Origin of the sequence: Pseudomonas sp. NPDC090203 (genome assembly GCF_044746765.1) — a bacterium.
Taxonomy (GTDB): Bacteria; Pseudomonadota; Gammaproteobacteria; order Pseudomonadales; family Pseudomonadaceae; genus Aquipseudomonas; species Aquipseudomonas putida_AD.
On the sequence record NZ_JBIVCV010000005.1, the window covers coordinates 86,211 to 103,077 of the forward strand.

A 16,867-nucleotide genomic window follows, 5' to 3' on the forward strand; every position below is an offset into this window, starting at 1 on the left:
CGCGCTCCTACAACATCAACGGCGGGCATCAGCCTGGTCAGTTTTCTTCAATACCGCCCAAACCCCACCCCTTTAACCTCTGGCTCATTCAATGAACGGAGAACACTCTGAATGAACCTGATGATGTCCATGGCCGCCTTCGCGCTGGCCGCGTCGATCTCCCCTGGCCCGGTGAATGTGGTGGCGCTCAGCAGCGGCGCGCAGTTCGGATTGCTGGCCAGCCTGCGGCATGTCCTGGGGGCCACGGTCGGCTTTGTGCTGTTGCTGGTGTTCACCGGCTTCGGGCTGCACGAAGTGTTGCGTCAGTACCCGGTGCTGACCGACATCATTCGCTGGGCCGGTATGGCGTTTCTGGTCTACCTGGCCTGGAAGCTGGCGCTCGACGACGGTCGTCTTGACGTCGACCAGCCCACCCAATCCCCCTCGTTCTGGCATGGCGCGCTGATGCAGTGGCTCAACCCTAAAGCGTGGCTGGCCGCCGTGGCAGGGATGGGGGCGTTCGTCGCCGATGGCGAAGGGCGGTTGATCGGGTTGTTTGCGCTGATCTATTTCGTGATCTGCTACCTGTCGGTGGCCTGCTGGGCCTACGCCGGCGCCTTCCTCGGGCCCTGGCTGCGCAGCCCGCAGCGCATTCGCACGTTCAACCGCAGCATGGCTGCCATGCTGGCCGGGTGCGCGGTGTCGCTGTTGTACGTCTGATCACTGGCGGTATTGGCCGGGCGTTACCGCCAGGTGCTTCTTGAACACCCGCTGGAAATGCGCCTGGTCGGCAAAGCCGTTCTGCTGGGCGATATCGGCGATTGCCTCGCCCTCGCGCAGTTGCCCTTGAGCATGCTGGATGCGGCGGTTGATGAGGTAGGCGTGGGGCGTCATGTGGTAATGCTGCTCGAAGGCACGAATCAGGTAGGCCTCGGACAGGTTCGCCACCTGGCAGATGTCCTCGAGCCTCAAGGCTTCAAGAAAGTGTGCGTTGATGTAATCCGCCGCACGCTCAAGCCTGGCATTGACCTTCTTCAGCGGGGCGTCGCAATCCCCCAGGCGCTGCTGCATCATCGTGAAAAAAACAATGGCCGCTTCGTGTTTCTGCAGGGATTCCAGCGCCGGATCGATCAACACCCGATGCAGCGCCAGCAACCCGGCAAACAGCTCGGGGTCGTTACTTGAGATCGGGGACAGGGGCCGGAATCCATCCACGCCGCAAGCCTGTTGCACCCGGCCCAGCCACTGCGCATCGACGTACAGCATCACGTAGGACCAAGGCTGGTCATCGATGGGATTGCAGGCGTGGACATCACCCGGATTCATCAGCACCAAGGTGCCGGTGCGGATGGTCTGGGTGGTCTTTTCGTGCAGGTAGGTGCTTTGCCCGGCGGTGATGGCGCCGATGGAAAACACTTCGTGGGAATGGCGCGAGTAACAGACTTTGCGCCCGTCGGCGATGGAGCGGGCCTCGATGAAGGGCAGGGCAGCATCCCTCCAGAACACCGGGGTTGCGTCATTGCTGGCCGGGTTCTGGAGGGGCATGTCAGGTCATCCTTTGCTGCGCGTACAGCTGCTGAAAATGTCCAGCGCGGGCTGGTATTCGGTGGTCGAGACGCCGAGCAAGCCTAGCACCGAATGGAACAGGTAGTCATGGCTCAGGTCCGGCTGCTGCTGTTTGGCGGCCAGGCAGCTGCGGTCGACGTTAGCGTCTTCCAGTGTCTGGTTGCCGAACCACATGACCATCGGCACGTGGGTCTGGGCACTCGGCGCGATGGCGTAGGGCGCTGCATGCAGGTAGATGCCGTTTTCGCCCAAGGATTCGCCGTGATCCGACACGTAAATCATCGAGGTGTCGACCTTGTCCTGGTTGCGCTTGAGCAACTCGATGGTCTGCGCCAGGAAATGGTCGGTGTAGAGGATCGTGTTGTCGTAGACGTTCTTCAGCTCGTCAGAGGTGCAACTGCCCAACTGGTTGGTGCGGCACACCGGGGTGAAGCGCTCCATGGTCTTGGGGTAACGGTCGTAGTATTCCGGACCATGGCTGCCGTCGGAGTGCAGGACGATGATCGCGTTGTCCGACAGGGTATCGATGTACTCCTGCAAGCCCACCAGCAGCGATTCGTCCAGGCAGTTCTGGCCGTCGCAGAAGGGGCTCTTCTGGGTTTTCGGGATATCGCTGTGGGGCACGCGCAGGCAGGTGCCCTTGCAGTCGCTGTTGTTGTCCAGCCACACCACCTTCAGGCCCGCGCGCTGCAGCATGTCCAGCAGACCCTCGTAGGTCTTGCCTTTCTTGTCGCTGTAATCGGTGCGCGGAAACTTGGAGAACATGCACGGTACCGATACGGCGGTCGAGGTGCCGCAGGAGGCCACCTGGGTGAAGTTGAGAATGTCCTGCTTCTTCAGTTCCGGGTTGGTCTCGCGCTCATAGCCGTTGAGTGAGAAGTGGTCGGCCCGGGCGGTCTCGCCCACCACGAAGATCATCAGGCTTTTCTTCGGACGTTGCCGGGCCTGGGCCGTGAGGGCCGAGTCGGCGCCTACGGTCTGGATCTTCACCGTCTCCTTGATCGCCACGGTCTGCTTGGTCAGTTTGCCGATGGCGTAGATGTAGTTGGTGGGGTTGATGAAGTGAGTCAGCTTGTCTTCATCGCGGAAGATCGGCGCGTAGGTCGAATAGAACGGGCCCACCGAGGCAGCGATTACCAGCACGCAGCCGATGCACACCAGCACCTTGTTGACCAGGCCCGGCAGCACGCGGCGGTAGGTCACCGGCCACAGCCAGATCAGGGCGATGGGCAGCGCGCCGAGCAACAGCAGGTAGGCCAACAGCTTGCCGCTGAGCAGGGCCTTGGCTTCGCCGGGGTTGGTTTCCAGCACGTTCTGCATCATCACCGTGTCGATGGTGATGCCATAGCTGTTCATGAAATACGCCGCTGCCGCCGAACACAGCGCCACCAGGCTCAACACCGGCTTGAGGGTTGGCCGGAACGAGAACGGGGTCAGCAGCAGGGTGATTGCCGCCCACAGGAAGATCGCAAAAGAGGCGTAGAACGCCGCGACCTTGATGCCTTGCAGCTGGGTCAGGCCGACCAGCGCGTGCCAGGTGGCCAGGTTGTAGAACACCACCATGCACAGGGAAAACAACATGACCAGGCGGGTAGAGGTGACGGGTTTGAGCCTTGAACGCATTTCCATATAAAGCACTACTCGAAGCACAGCCTGCACATACGTGGCATCGAACCTGTCCGTGGGATCGGCACGTCAGACAAACCTGTCATGGCAGGTGGGGGTGGTTAAGGGCGAGGATCGCGCGGAGTGTTTCAAAATATTTGTGAAGAATTTGTGAATCGAGCGTAGTCCAGCAACCCGGTCCTGCACTGTTTTTTGAAAGGCAGGTTGTGCGCGCAGGGCTTTTTGCTAGCCTGCGTGGGAAGCTATTACTCTGATATCACCGAAGCCAAGGAGGTTGTGGATGAAACTCGTCGGTATGCTGGATTCCCCTTATGTGCGGCGTGTCGCGGTCAGCCTGGCCCGCATGGGGATCGCTTTCGAGCATGAGCCGGTTTCGGTGTTTCGCGGCATGGAGCGCTTTCGCCAGATCAACCCGCTGATCAAGGCGCCGACCTTCATCACCGATGACGGCACGGTGCTGATGGAGTCGAGCCTGATCCTCGATTATGTCGAATGCTTCAAGGGGCCGGGGAAGGGCCTGGTGCCCACGACGCTGGCCGAACGCACACGGGTTCTGCGCCTGTCGGGGCTGGCGCTGGTGGCCTATGAAAAGGCCGTGCAGATCTACTACGAGCGTAATCTGCGGCCAGAGCACATCCAGCACGGGCCTTGGGTGGAGCGGGTCAGCGAACAGTTGAAGACCGCCTGCGCCGAGCTCGAGCGTGAGTTGCGCGAGCAACCACCCAGTGCCGGACCGGACATCGGCCAGGACGGCATCAGCATTGCCGTGGGCTGGAGCTTCATTCAGCTGGTAGTGCCGGATCAGGCCAGTGCTCAGGAGTATCCGCTGCTGGCAGCGTTCAGTGCCGAGGCCGAGCAGCTGGAAATCTTCAGCCGTTTGCCAATGGTCTAGTAAACCGCAGCCATAAAAAAACCGCTGTCACCTCAAGGGCGACAGCGGTTTTTTTGTCTCGCAGCCGCTTACTTGCTGTCAGGCAGCGCGTAGGCGATCACGTAGTCGCCACGGTCGGCCGACTGGCGAGCGCCACCGGCGGTGATGACGATGTACTGCTTGCCGGTCTTCGGCGAGACGAAGGTCATCGGGCCGCCCTGGCTGCCCACCGGCAGACGGGCTTTCCAGGCTTCTTCACCGTTGGCGCTGTTGAAGGCGCGCAGGTAGTAGTCCTGGGTGCCGGCGATGAAGATCAGGCCGCCTTGGGTGGAGAGGGTGCCACCCAGCGTCGGCATGCCGATCGGCAGTTGCATGTGCATCTTGATGCCCATGGGGCCGGTGTCCTGCACGGTGCCGACCGGCACTTGCCAGGCGATCTTCTGGGTCTTCATGTCGATGGCGGTCAGGGTGCCGAACGGTGGCGCCTGGCACGGAATGCCGGCTACCGACAGGAAGCGGTTCTTGTTCACGGCATACGGGGTGCCCTTGAGCGGCACCGCGCCCATGCCGGTGTTCAGCGCTTCGCCGCCGCTGGAGGCCTTGGCGTCTTTCTGCTGCGGCACCATCTGGCTCCACAGGCCCAGACGCATGTCGTTGACGAAGATGAAACCGTGGACCGGGTCGGTCGACAGGCTGCCCCAGTTCATGCCGCCCAGCGAGCCCGGGAAGCTCAGGGACACGTCAGTGCCTGGCGCGGTGTAGAGGCCGTCGTAGCGCATCTTCTTGAACGAGATACGGCACAGCAGTTGGTCGAACGGCGTGGCGCCCCACATGTCCGATTCGGTCAGCGTCTGCGCGCCGATTTCCGGCATGCCCACCGATTTCGGTTGAGTCGGCGAATACGGCTCGTTCGGGATGTTCGACGGCTTGACCGGCACTTCCTTGACCTCGGTCAGCGGCTGGCCGGTGTGGCGATCGAGCACGTAGATCTGACCGGCCTTGGTGCCGATCACGACGGCCGGAACCTTGCTGCCGTCCTTTTTGGTGAAGTCGATCAGGCTCGGCTGCATCGGCAGGTCGAAGTCCCACAGATCGTTGTGTACGGTCTGGTAGACCCACTTCTGCTCGCCGGTGGTGGCGTTCAGGGCCAGCACGGACGCGCCGTAGGTGTGATCGAGCTGGGTGCGTTCAACGCCGTAGATGTCGGTGGACGAGCTGCCCATCGGCAGGAACACGGTGTTCATCGCCGGATCGTAGGACATCGGCGCCCAGCTGTTCGGCGTGCTGCGCACATAGGTGCTGTCGCCTTCCGGGGCTTTCTTGTCTTCAGGATTGCCCGGATCGAACGCCCAGCGCATTTCACCGGTGACCACGTCAAAACCACGGATCACGCCACCTGGCATGTCGGTCTGCACGTTGTCCGCCACACGGCCACCAACGACCACTGTGGTGCCGGCCATCAGCGGCGCGGACGAGAGTTGGTAGTAGGAGTCCGGCACCTTGCCCAGGCCGGCTTTCAGATCGACCTGGCCGTTGTCGCCAAAGCCTTTGCACAGCTCGCCGGTGTCGGCATCGACCGCGATCAGGCGTGCGTCGATGGTGTTGGTCAGCAGGCGACGCGTGCAATTGGCGCCTTCAGGCACGGCAACTGGCACGGCAGGGGTGCTGCCATCGGTAGGTTGCGCAATGGCGGCGGTGGCGTCGAAGTACGCCAGGCCACGGCAACGCTGCCACACGGCGGACTTGGCGTTGGTTTCGTGCTTCCACAGCTCTTTGCCGGTGTCGGCGTCCAGCGCGATGATGTTGTTGTGCGGGGTGCAGATGAACACCTTGTCGCCGATCTGCAGCGGGGTCATCTGGTCTTCGGCACCGTTGCCGTCGCTGATGGCCACGTCACCGGTGTGATAGGTCCAGACCGGCACCAGCCTGGATACGTTGCTGCGGTTGATCTGGTCCAGCGCAGCGAAGCGGCCGCCACCTTCGTCATTACCGTAGTGGGCCCAGTCTTTCTGCGCCTTGGCCGGGTCGACCTTGGTCAGCTCCGGGCCGTTGCCGGTGGGCGATACCGAGGCGTGAGGCTGGAACATGCCCCAGAAACCGGCTGCCATGGCGATGGCGAGCACGCCGCCCAGCGCGTAACCACCCACGCCGCCAGGCAGGCCGTTGGCCTTGCGCAGCGTCGGGTAGACCAGCGCCACCAGCAGACTCAGCACGCCCAACGCGAACAGGCGCGACACCAGCGGCCAGAACACCAGGCCTGCATCCGACACCGCCCACAGCAGGGTCAGTACCATGACGGCTGCGAACAGCCAGGCACCGGCAACGCGCCCTTTGAACAGCAGGAATGCCGAACCGATCAGGCCAAGACCGGCAAGCAGGAAGTACCAGCTGCCACCGAGGGTGACGAGGTAGCCGCCACCTGCTGCGAAAAGTAATCCAAATACCAGCACGCCAAGTGCGACGACCCAGATGGGCCAGCGACTGACGGATGCCGAAGGGCGAGACGTAGTCATGTTGCGTGATCCTGCTGACGTTGAGCGTCGTGCGAACGCTCTACGAGGGTGGGAAGAACGGTTTTGCAGTGCGAAGCCCGCATGCGCCGGGAGGCGAAGGGGGTAGCCACACAGGTAATTAACCAGTTAGTTAATTACCTAACTTTAGCAAAAAATCCGTGCCCTGCGGCAAATTGTCCTCGTAATCGATGGATAAACACTGTTGCTTATGGCGTAACAATTGGGTGTGAACCAACCGCGGCCCGAGACGCCCAATGCCAGATACACCGACGACAGGCCGTTACCTATGACCAGACAGGACATCAGCGAGCTGTATCGCGGCTACATCGATTGCCTCAACCGGCAGGCCTGGCCTGAGCTGGGTCGCTTCGTGCATCAGGATGCGCACTACAACGGGCAGCGCATCGGCCTGTCAGGCTACCGGGAGATGCTGGAAAACGATTTCCGTGCCATCCCGGATCTGCGCTTCGTGATCGATCTTTTGATCGCGGATCCACCGCACATCGCGGCGCGGCTCTGTTTCGATTGCACGCCTGTAGGGGAGTTGTTTGGCTTGCCGGTTAACGGCAAGCGGGTGAGCTTTACCGAAAACGTCTTCTATGAAATCCGCGACGGGCGCATTGCCCAGGTGTTTTCGGTGATCGACAAGGAGGCGGTCAGGGCGCAGCTGGGCAATGATTCACCCTGACGAGGCGAGCACGTATTGCAGCAAGCGCTGTTGCAGGTGAGGGATGGCGTTGTCCATCGTCAGATTCACCTCGTGGGCGTCCGGCCGCTTCAATGCAGGCGAACGTCTTTGCTCGAATTCGGTAGCACTTTAACGTTTGCCCTCAGGGTCGGACACCCGTATCGAGTGACGACCGGCTGCCTGACGCGGTAAGGTTCGTCCACGCAACGCAGCAGGGGACTGGTCGACACCCGCCCTGAACTGCTCACGCTTGTGCCCGGTCTCATTTTCTCTTCCTTTGCCTTTTCACTGCGCGGCCTGACGCTGCCGTGACTCAATCAAGAGGTTCGTTTCATGACCAAAGCTGCCTACGTTCCCCCCAAGGTCTGGACATACGAGGCACCGTCCGGTGGCCAGTTCTCGAGCATCAACCGCCCGGTGGCCGGCCCCACCCACGAAAAGACCCTGCCGGTGGGCAAGCAGCCGTTGCAGCTGTATTCCCTGGCCACGCCCAACGGGGTGAAGGTCACCATCATGCTCGAAGAGCTGTTGGCCCTTGGGCACAAGGACGCGGAGTACGATGCCTGGCTGATCAAGATCGGTGAGGGGGATCAGTTCTCCAGCGGTTTCGTCGAGATCAACCCCAACTCCAAGATTCCGGCACTGCTGGACCGCAGCGTCGAGCCGCCGGTGCGGGTGTTCGAGTCGGGCTCGATCCTTTTGTATCTCGCGGAAAAGTTCGGCGACCTGCTGCCCAAGGCGCCGGCTGCGCGTACTGAAACGCTCAACTGGCTGTTCTGGCAGATGGGTGCGGCGCCGTATCTGGGGGGTGGTTTCGGGCACTTCTATGTGTACGCGCCGGAGAAGATCGAGTACGCCATCAACCGCTTCACCATGGAAGCCAAGCGCCAACTGGACGTGCTCGACCGCCGCCTGGGTGAGAGCCGTTACCTGGCGGGCGATACCTACACCATCGCCGACATCGCGGTGTGGTCATGGTACGGCCAGGTGGCCTTGGGCAACGTGTATTCGTCCGCCGAATTCCTCGCCGCCCACGAGTACACCCACGTGCAACGCTGGGCCAAGGAAATCGCCAAGCGCCCGGCCGTGATCCGTGGCTTGCGGGTCAACCGTACATGGGGCGACGAAGGCAACCAGGTGCCTGAACGCCATCAGGCTTCGGATCTGGATTGACATGACGAATATCTGTAGGAGCGCGCTTGCCCGCGAAAGCGGTGAATCAGGCGCCATCGAGGCGTCAGGGCTGACGCCTTCGCGGGCAAGCGCGCTCCTACAGCTTATCGGTGCACCCTCCTGATTTGAGACCGCCCCGATTCCGTAGCAGTCCGGCTTGCCGGCGTCGGCGTCTTTGAAATCGCCGACGCCGGCAAGCCGGACTGCTACGGGGTCAACTGCGCAAATCGGTGTGTTTATCGCCGCACGGCACCTTGTCTTGTTCCGCGGGGTGAAATTCGCCCTCCAGGTTCTGCTCGTCCAGGCGCAGGGTCAGCGCCTGTTCAATGCCGGCGACGGCTGCGGTGTCGTGCAGGTCGTCTACCAGCAACCAGAGCCTTGGCAGGTTCTGGAAATACACCTCATCGATTTCCACGTCCCGGGTCAGCTCGCGGTCAACGCGCCAGAGGCACATGCGTTGCGCGGTTTCGGGGTCCTGTGGCCAGCGTTCGGAGGTGGTGATCCAGACTTCGTGATAATCGTGCAGATCGGTCTTACCCAGTTTTTCCAGCGAGACAAATGTATTCACTGCGTCACCTGTATGCGAGTGGATGCCAACAGACAGTCTCAGCTGTCCATGCGTGCCTCCCCGGTCAGGCCCGTTGCAGAGGCGTACAGGGTATATGGCCCGCTGGGCGCGGGTGAGTTCCATCAAATTGCGCTGACGCTCAGTGCTGATCGATCTGCCGCCGGTCCGGGCCATCTCCCGGGCTGTTGATCTTGATGTGCCGCGGGCGGATCTCGTCTGGCACCACGCGCAGCAAGAAGATGATCAACAGGCCGTTTTCGAAGGTCGCGCCCTGGACTTCGATATGGTCAGCCAAGTGAAACACCAGGCGAAAGGCGCCATGGGCGATGCCCTGATGCAGGTAGGTGGCGCCGGCGTCTGCCGAACGCTCGCCGCCGCAGACGATCAGCACGCTTTTTTCGATCCGCAGGTCCAGGTCGTCCGCCGACAGCCCGGCGGCCGCGACCACGATGCGGTAGTGATCGTCGCCGTAGCGCTCGATGTTGTGGGGTGGATAGCAGGTGCAGGGTTCGTTGTGCAGGGCCGACTCGAACAGGTCGCTCAGCCGGTCGAAACCTACGGATTGGCGCAGCAGGGGCGCCAGGGTGATTGCAGTCGCCATGTCAAAATCTCCTGGCATTGCGCAAGTGATCAAGACGGAGTCGCTTTCGGGCTCAGTACTGCAATCAGTTAGGCTTACCTGCCGGAAAACACAAGCATGGCGACACATTTTGCGGCAAAGGGCAGGGTGATCTAGCCCTGTGCCGACTCTTCGAAAATAGCCAGAAAGTCCTGCAAGGTGCTTTCCAGATACTTGCCGGCCCGGTAGTCGGCTTTCGCGGCGTCACCACCCTCGATGACCGCCTGCGGGCTTTCGACAAAACGTCCGACCGGCTCGAACTGTTCGTCGAGCACCAGCACCAGCGGGATCGAAATGCGCTCAAGGTCCAGGCGCTGCTTGAGTTCATTCTCCGCGCGGCCCTTGGAGATGATCGCCAGGTCGATATTCGCCTTGCCCCGCTGCAGGTAATCCATGACTGCGATGTTGATCTGGCAGTCCGGGCACCACATTTCGCCGACTACCAGCAGATGAAAGGTCGCCTGCACCGCGAGCAGGCGCTGCTGGCTGGCGAGGCTGATGGCCTGCTGCTCGGCCAGCTTGTGCTGCATGTCGCGGATCGCGGCGATTTCTGTCGGGAAACCTCGGGCGACGAACGACTCGAAATGCTCCCCATACTCGAAGAGGTCTTTATAGGACGCCATGGTCAGTGCTCTGTGAAAAACGGATGGCTCATCCCAGCAGAATTGTCGGCGGGCGGCAACCTTTGCGCCAAAAGAGCTTGTTGTTGATCAAGATCACTAATTAGAATCAGTCTCATTTGAGTCGCGCTTTCCTACCGAGCCTTTAGATGTCCGACGCCGCGCCGCCCCCGCAACCCACTCTCGATGCCCTGTATCGCGACCACCATGGCTGGCTCGAAGGCTGGCTGCGGCGGCGCATGGGCAACGCCTGGGATGCGGCCGACCTGAGCCAGGACACCTTCGTGCGGGTACTCGGCAGTTCGCAACCGCTCGGCGAATTGCGCGAGCCCAGGGCCTACCTGCTGACGGTGGGCAAGCGCCTGCTGAGCAATTTCTACACCCGCCGCAGTCTGGAACAGGCCTATCTGGAGGCGCTGGCGCAGTTGCCGCAGGAATGCGTGCCTTCGCCGGAACAGCGCTGGGTACTGCTCGAAACCCTGCAGGCCCTGGACGAGTTGCTCGACGGGCTGCCTGCCATGGTGCGTCGGGCGTTTCTCCTGAGCCAGCTGGAAGGGCTGGGCTATCGCGAGATTGCCGAGCGCCTCGACGTTTCCGAGCGCACCGTCAAACGCTACATGGCGCATGCCTATGAGCATTGCCTGTTGGTGGACTGGTGAACCGCGCCGCGCCCGCAGGCCAGGAGCGTGAGGTCGTGCGCAAGGCAGCGCAGTGGCTGGCGCTGCTCGAATCGGGGGATGCGAGCGAAGCCGACCGGTTGAGACTGCAACACTGGCGCGACAGCCATGCCAGCCATGAGCAGGCGTGGCAGAAGGTCGAGCAACTGCGGCAGCGCTTCAACAGCCTGCCGACCCGTCTGGCGATGGCGACGCTGGACCGTCCCCAGCCAGGCCGGCGGGCGCTGCTCAAAGGTGCGCTGGGCCTGGCCGCGCTGGCGCCCGCTGCCTGGATGCTCAGCCGCCAGTTGCCACTGGATGTCTGGCAGGCTGATCTTTCAACCTCGACCGGCGAGCACAAGCGCGTGGTCCTCGCCGATGGCAGTACGCTGGAGCTGAACACCGCCAGCGCGGTGAACCTGGACATGGCTGCACGCCGCCTGACCCTGGTCCGGGGTGAAATCGCGCTCAAGGTACCGGGTGAGTCGGCGCTGACCATCCAGGGGCCGTATGGCCGGGTGGTGGTCAGCCAGAGTGAAGTCTGCGTCCGTCTGAGCCGCGATGACTGCCGGGTGTCGGTGGTCAGTGGCAGGGTCCGTCTGTTGCCGTTGCAAGGGCCTGCACTGTTGTTGGAGGCGGGCCAGCAAGTCGATCTGCAGGTGAGCGGGGCAGGGCCGGTCAGCCCCTTCGACAACGTCGCTCCCGGTTGGCGAGACGGTGTGGTGATGGCCCAGAATCAGCCCCTGGGGGATTTCTTGCGCGAGCTGTCGCGCTACCGCACCGGCCTGCTGCGCTGGGAGCCGGAGCTTGAAGCCCTGCGCGTCACCGGCAGCTTTCGCATCGACAACACCGACCGGGTGCTTTCCCTGCTCGCCGCCAGCCTGCCGATCGAGGTAAAAACCCGAACCCGCTACTGGGTAGCCCTGGTGCCCCGCGCCAGCCGCGTGTGAGCAGCAACGCGAACCGGGATCGGGGCGGACGCAAATCCCGGCAACACCCCAACCCCCGTAGCAGCCGGGGTTGCCCGCGGGAGCGGTCTTGAATCAGCCCAGGTTCAAAAAAGAAAACACATCCCCCTGTCCCCTTTTTCAACCTCACCGGTCATTGAAGGTAATTGAACAAAATACGAGAGCTTTCCTCTATGTCCGCCGTTTCGCCTTATCGCTTGCGCCCGCTGCTGCACCTGGGGCTGTTGTTCACCTTGAGCTCAAGCCCCTTCCTGGCCGCCACCAGTTGGGCTGACGCTACCCAGCGCCGCAGCTATCAGGTGCCAGCCGGCTCATTGGGCGCAGCGCTGACCCGGTTTGCCGGCCTTGCCGGGGTCAATCTTTCGGTGGACCCGGCGCTGGTCAGCGGCCATGACAGCCCAGGCCTGTCCGGCGAATACGGCGTGGAAGAAGGCCTGCGCCGCCTGCTGCTAGGCTCCGGCCTTGCGCTGGTGCCGGTGGGCGAGCAGGCCTACACCCTGACCCCCGCGCCGGAAGGCAGCAGCCTGCAACTGGCGCCGACGTCCATTCTCGGCGCGACGGCGGGGGCCGGCGACGGCCAGTCCTACGCCGGCGGCCAGGTGGCGCGGCGCGGTTCCCAGGGGCTGCTGGGCGACAAGGACTTCATGGACACCCCGTTCAGCATGACCACCTACACCCAGGAAACGGTCAAGAACCAACAGGCGCGCACCCTGGGTGACCTGATCGCCAGCGACCCGTCGGTTCGCGCCACCAACCCGGCAGGCGGGCGCTACGAGCAGTTCACCATTCGCGGCTTCAGCCTGTTCAACAGCGATGTGGCCTATAACGGCCTGTACGGCGTGCTGCCCACTTACACCATCGACATGGAAATGGCCGAGCGGGTCGATGTGCTCAAGGGGCCGAGCCAACTGATCAACGGCATCTCGCCACGAGGCAGTGTGGGCGGCGGGATCAACGTAGTGCCAAAGCGGGCGGGTGACACGCCCCTCACCGAACTGACCACCCTCTATGCCTCCAATAATCAGGTGGGTGGCGCGCTGGACGTGGGCCGCAGATTCGGCGACGAGAACCAGTTCGGGATCCGCTTCAACGGGGTGAAACAGTCCGGTGACACCGAATGGGACCACCAGAGCGTCGACCGGGAAATGGCCGTGCTCGGCCTGGACTTTCGCGGAGACCGGCTGCGCCTTTCGACCGACGTCGGCCACACCGAGCGCGACACCGACGCGCCGCAGGAGCGGGTGCAGATCGGCACCAACGCCAGGGTGCCCAACCCCAACGACGTACGGCACAACTACGCCCAGGACTGGAGCAAGGCACGCACCAAAGACACCTTCGGCACCGTCAACGCCGAGTACGATGTCAATGAATCGGTGATGCTTTACGGCGGCGTCGGGGCGCGCAAAAGCAATCACGACTTCCTGCGCCACGCCGTGTCGATCACCAACAACGCCGGTGACTTCAGCGTCCAGCCCCGGGACTTCACCCGGGACGAAAACGTGCGCACGGCCACCGCTGGCGTGCGCAACTGGTTCCACACCGGCCCTGTCAGCCACGAGCTCAACCTGGCCGCCAGCTACTTCTACATGGACTTCGAAAACGGCGGTGCGCGCTACGCCTCGGCGCCCAGCAACCTGTTCAACCCGGTGGACACGCCAACGCCCGTCAACCCCACGCGCCAGGACGCCCGGGTCTACACCGAAAATCGTTTCAGCGGCGTGGCGCTGTCCGACACCCTGGGGTTCTTCGATGACCGTTTGCTGCTGACCCTTGGCGCGCGCTGGCAGCGGGTCAAGGTCGATGACTGGTCCGATGGCGTCAAGGGCATCACGTCCTATGACGAGGAAAAGGTCTCGCCCTCGGGCGGGATCCTCTACAAGGTCACCGACCAGGTCTCGCTGTATGCCAACTACATGGAGGGCTTGAGCCAGGGCAAGATCGCGCCGTCAACCTCGATCAACGAAGACGAGATTTTCCCGCCCTTCATCAGCCGCCAGGTCGAGTTCGGCGCCAAGTACGATCAGGGCACCTTTGGCCTGACGGCGGCAGTGTTCCGCATCAAGCAGCCTGCCTACGAGACCAATTCCACCACGCGTGTGTTCGGCCCCAACGGCAAGCGCCAGAACGACGGTGCCGAGGTCACGGTGTTTGGCGAACCGCTCAAGGGCGTTCGCCTGCTGGGCGGTGTGATGTACATCGACAGCGAACTGACCCACACCACCAACGGCACCTTCGACGGCAACCGCGCCCCGGCGACCCCCAAGTACAACGTCAACCTGGGCGCCGAGTACGACGTGCCGGGGGTGCAGGGCCTGACGTTGACCGGGCGCGGCATCTACTCAAGCTCGCAGTACCTGGATCAGGCCAACAGCAAGGAGATCGACTCGTGGGAGCGCTTCGACGTCGGCGCCCGCTATGCCTTCAAGGTCGAAGGCAAGTCGGTGACGCTGCGGGCCAACGTCGAGAACGTACTGGACAAGCGCTACTGGAGTTCGGCCGGTGCATCGGATGACAGCGAACCGGGCCTGACCCTGGCCACGCCGCGTACTTATCTGTTGTCGGCGACCGTCGGCTTCTGATGACCAATCAGCCGGCCTCGGCCGCAGTCGCCGCCAGCAGCCAATGGCGGAAGACCTCGGCCGAGGGCGACAGACTGCGGTGCCTGACCGACACCAGGTACTCGCCGAACCCGGTGATGCATTCATAGTCGGTCACCCGTTGCAGTTCACCCTTGGCGATCGCTTCGTCGCCCATGAAGGTCCAGGCAAGGCCGATGCCCATGCCTTGCTGCACGGCGCGAAACGCCAGGGTCAACTGGTTGAACACAGGTGCCTTGTCCGGCGGCAGGTAGTCGTGCCCCAGGTGTCTGAACCACTGTTGCCAATCCAGACAATGCCAGGCCGACGTATCGATCTGCACCAGGTTGGCTTTCGCCAGTTGTTCCAGCGTCTGGATACCCGCAACGTTCAGTGACGGGTGCGCCACGGGGTAGACGATCTCTGGCAGCAGGAAATCGCTGTTCAGCGACGCCCATTCACCCGCGCCGTAGAGCACGCCCAGGTCGAAGTCGTTGAGGCTGGCCTCGTCGATTTCGTTGATCGCATGCACGTGCACGGCGATGTCGGGGTAGGCCTTGTTGAATTCGATCAACCTGGGAAACAGCCAGAACTGCGCCAGCGCGTGGGTCGCCAGCACCGAAACGGCGTTGGACTGGTGCACGTTACGGATCCGCGTGACGTTCTGGTAGAGGCTGGCGAGCATCACGTTGACCGTCACGAGCAATTCCTCTGCCGCTTGGGTCAGGGCGACCCCACGGGGTTTGCGCTCGAACAGCGCCACGCCCACCGAAGCCTCCAGCTGGCGCATCTGCTTGCTCACGGCGCTTTGCGTGATGAACAGCTCTGAGGCCGCGCCGGTAAAGCTTGCGTGACGTCCGACCGCCTCGAAGGTGATCAGTGTTTCCAGGGGCGGCAGGGTGCGCAGGTAGCGGTTGATGGCGACTCTCCAGGGGCTTCGGGATGTCCGTGACATTCCGTGGGGGAATGTGTCGCTGACTTTTTATCGCATGTGCGCAGGTTTGGCCACCGATAGAATCTGGGCAAACTGCCTTTCGAGTCGAACACATGAACAGCGGGATCGGGTTTGCGTTGCTGGCGGCTGCCATCTGGGGCGGGGTGATCATCGGCCCCTCGCTGTTGCCGGAATTCAGCTCGGTGCTGATCAGCAGCGCGCGTTTTGCCCTGTACGGCCTGATTTCACTGCTGATTGCGCTGCCGTTCGCCTCACGCCTGTTCGCCAGGCTCACCCGCGCCGACCTGATGTTGCTGCTGCGCCTGTCGCTGGCCGGCAACGTACTCAACTACGCCTTGCTGGGCGCGGCGATCCAGTTGTGCGGGGTCACCGCCGGCGCGCTGATCAACGGCACGATGCCGATCGCGATCACCTACCTTGCCCGAGGCGACGCAGGCTCGCTGCCCCTTGGCAAACTCAAGCTGCCGCTGCTGATGGTCTTCCTCGGCATTTCATCGATCAGCCTCGGGCACACGGCGAACGCCGCAACGGGCAGCTCCCTGTGGTCCCAGGCGCTGGGCCTGGCGTGCGGGTTCTGCGCGGTCTTCAGTTGGTCCTGGTTCGCCACGCGCAACGCGCGCTACCTCAGGCAGAGCCAGTTCAACAGCAGCGAGTGGTCAACCCTGATGGGTATCGTCACCGGCGTTGTCGCGGTGCTGTTCGGCGCCGTGGCGCTGCTGCTGTTTCCCGACCTCATGCCGAGCCAGGTCGAGAGCGGCCGCTGGATGACGTTCTTCTGGGTCTGCGCTTACCTGGCATTCTGTGGCTCGTGGCTGGCCAATGGCTTGTGGAACGCCTGCTCGCGGCGCATGGCCTCGTCACTGAGTGGCCAGTTGATCGTCATGGAGACGCTGTTCGCCTGTGTCTACGGGTTCATCTACACCCGGCATTTCCCCGGCCTCATGGAACTGCTGTCGATTTCGCTGCTGGTCGGCGGCGTGGTCTGGGCGGCCAGCCGCCATCGGGTGCCTGCGGTCAAGCTGCCGAGCTGCTGAGCCCGTTGCCTCGAACTGCTTCAGGCGTTGTCTTTGCCCGGTCGGGTGAAGGAATAGCGGTCGATGTCGGTGCGCAGTTTCCAGCCCTGGTGCTGCCAGAACTCGGCAGCGGGGTGGTTGGTCTTGAGCACGTCCAGGTGGCATTTTTCGATACCCAATGTTTCAAGCGCCGACAGGCAGCGCTGCACCAGGCGGTTGGCAATGTTCTGGCCCCGGTAATCCGGCAGCACCAGCAAATGCTGCAGATAACCCCGTCGCCCGTCGTGCCCGCACATCACGCATGCGCACAGGCCTGAGTCGGTCTGGGCGACGAAACTCATGCCCGGGTTGCGCGCCAGGTAGCGGGCGGTCGCTTCCCGCGAGTCGGCGTCGCGAATGGAAATGCCGGGGGTCATATTCATCAGGGCAATCACGGCATCGTAATCGTCCAGGGTCATCATGCGGATGTGGATCAT

General features: G+C 62.7%; 16 protein-coding genes. 8 read left to right on the forward strand and 8 right to left on the reverse strand.

What is annotated here, in order from left to right:
• Positions 1-111 precede the first annotated feature (111 nt).
• On the forward strand, positions 112-699 hold the full coding sequence (locus ACIPO9_RS10285) for a LysE family translocator (RefSeq protein WP_400610347.1): 588 nt from the start codon (positions 112-114) through the stop codon (positions 697-699).
• On the opposite strand, the gene ACIPO9_RS10290 is transcribed toward ACIPO9_RS10285, so the two are convergent.
• On the reverse strand, positions 700-1,524 hold the full coding sequence (locus ACIPO9_RS10290) for an AraC family transcriptional regulator (protein WP_400780646.1): 825 nt from the start codon (positions 1,522-1,524) through the stop codon (positions 700-702).
• A 6-nt stretch (positions 1,525-1,530) separates the two neighbouring features.
• Positions 1,531-3,174, reverse strand: coding sequence for a phosphoethanolamine transferase (locus ACIPO9_RS10295; RefSeq protein WP_400780649.1), 1,644 nt, complete (start codon positions 3,172-3,174; stop codon positions 1,531-1,533).
• A 277-nt stretch (positions 3,175-3,451) separates the two neighbouring features.
• Here ACIPO9_RS10295 and ACIPO9_RS10300 point away from each other — a divergent pair, with 277 nt between their 5' ends.
• Positions 3,452-4,063, forward strand: a complete 612-nt coding sequence (locus ACIPO9_RS10300; protein WP_400780651.1) for a glutathione S-transferase — start codon at positions 3,452-3,454, stop codon at positions 4,061-4,063.
• Positions 4,064-4,131: 68 nt separating this feature from the next.
• Here ACIPO9_RS10300 and ACIPO9_RS10305 read toward each other — a convergent pair whose 3' ends face one another.
• Positions 4,132-6,555 carry a glucose/quinate/shikimate family membrane-bound PQQ-dependent dehydrogenase gene (locus ACIPO9_RS10305; protein ID WP_400780653.1) on the reverse strand — a complete coding sequence of 808 codons (2,424 nt, stop codon included), beginning with the start codon at positions 6,553-6,555 and terminating at the stop codon, positions 4,132-4,134.
• A 286-nt stretch (positions 6,556-6,841) separates the two neighbouring features.
• On the opposite strand from ACIPO9_RS10305, the gene ACIPO9_RS10310 reads away from it, so the two are divergent.
• Positions 6,842-7,243, forward strand: a complete 402-nt coding sequence (locus tag ACIPO9_RS10310; protein ID WP_400780656.1) for an ester cyclase — start codon at positions 6,842-6,844, stop codon at positions 7,241-7,243.
• Positions 7,244-7,576: 333 nt separating this feature from the next.
• Complete coding sequence (gene yghU, locus ACIPO9_RS10315) at positions 7,577-8,416, forward strand: glutathione-dependent disulfide-bond oxidoreductase (RefSeq protein WP_400780658.1); 840 nt, start codon at positions 7,577-7,579, stop codon at positions 8,414-8,416.
• 214 nt (positions 8,417-8,630) lie between these two features.
• On the opposite strand, the gene ACIPO9_RS10320 is transcribed toward yghU, so the two are convergent.
• The 3 genes from ACIPO9_RS10320 to ACIPO9_RS10330 form a co-directional block, all read right to left on the reverse strand.
• The gene (locus ACIPO9_RS10320; protein WP_274132799.1) at positions 8,631-8,984 is read right to left on the reverse strand and encodes a hypothetical protein; all 354 of its coding nucleotides are present in this window, start codon (positions 8,982-8,984) and stop codon (positions 8,631-8,633) included.
• A 139-nt stretch (positions 8,985-9,123) separates the two neighbouring features.
• Positions 9,124-9,585 carry an Hsp20 family protein gene (locus tag ACIPO9_RS10325; RefSeq protein WP_400780661.1) on the reverse strand — a complete coding sequence of 154 codons (462 nt, stop codon included), beginning with the start codon at positions 9,583-9,585 and terminating at the stop codon, positions 9,124-9,126.
• A gap of 131 nt (positions 9,586-9,716) precedes the next feature.
• Positions 9,717-10,226 (reverse strand): thioredoxin family protein, encoded by a 510-nt coding sequence (locus ACIPO9_RS10330; RefSeq protein WP_400780663.1) that lies wholly within the window; start codon positions 10,224-10,226, stop codon positions 9,717-9,719.
• A gap of 146 nt (positions 10,227-10,372) precedes the next feature.
• Here ACIPO9_RS10330 and ACIPO9_RS10335 point away from each other — a divergent pair, with 146 nt between their 5' ends.
• The 3 genes from ACIPO9_RS10335 to ACIPO9_RS10345 all read left to right on the forward strand — a co-directional run bounded on the left by ACIPO9_RS10335 (position 10,373) and on the right by ACIPO9_RS10345 (position 14,426).
• On the forward strand, positions 10,373-10,882 hold the full coding sequence (locus tag ACIPO9_RS10335) for a sigma-70 family RNA polymerase sigma factor (protein ID WP_400610333.1): 510 nt from the start codon (positions 10,373-10,375) through the stop codon (positions 10,880-10,882).
• Positions 10,879-11,829: a FecR domain-containing protein gene (locus tag ACIPO9_RS10340; RefSeq protein WP_400780665.1), complete on the forward strand. Its 951-nt coding sequence runs from the start codon at positions 10,879-10,881 to the stop codon at positions 11,827-11,829. The genes ACIPO9_RS10335 and ACIPO9_RS10340 overlap by 4 nt, the downstream gene beginning before the upstream one ends.
• 191 nt (positions 11,830-12,020) lie before the next feature.
• On the forward strand, positions 12,021-14,426 hold the full coding sequence (locus tag ACIPO9_RS10345; RefSeq protein WP_400780666.1) for a TonB-dependent receptor: 2,406 nt from the start codon (positions 12,021-12,023) through the stop codon (positions 14,424-14,426).
• A 7-nt stretch (positions 14,427-14,433) separates the two neighbouring features.
• Here the strand turns inward: ACIPO9_RS10345 and ACIPO9_RS10350 are convergent, their stop codons facing one another.
• The gene (locus tag ACIPO9_RS10350) at positions 14,434-15,378 is read right to left on the reverse strand and encodes a LysR substrate-binding domain-containing protein (protein ID WP_400780668.1); all 945 of its coding nucleotides are present in this window, start codon (positions 15,376-15,378) and stop codon (positions 14,434-14,436) included.
• A gap of 92 nt (positions 15,379-15,470) precedes the next feature.
• Between ACIPO9_RS10350 and ACIPO9_RS10355 the strand changes: the two genes are divergently transcribed.
• Positions 15,471-16,412 (forward strand): DMT family transporter, encoded by a 942-nt coding sequence (locus tag ACIPO9_RS10355; RefSeq protein WP_400780669.1) that lies wholly within the window; start codon positions 15,471-15,473, stop codon positions 16,410-16,412.
• Positions 16,413-16,432: 20 nt separating this feature from the next.
• Here ACIPO9_RS10355 and ACIPO9_RS10360 read toward each other — a convergent pair whose 3' ends face one another.
• On the reverse strand, positions 16,433-16,867 hold the full coding sequence (locus tag ACIPO9_RS10360) for a GNAT family N-acetyltransferase (RefSeq protein ID WP_400780671.1): 435 nt from the start codon (positions 16,865-16,867) through the stop codon (positions 16,433-16,435).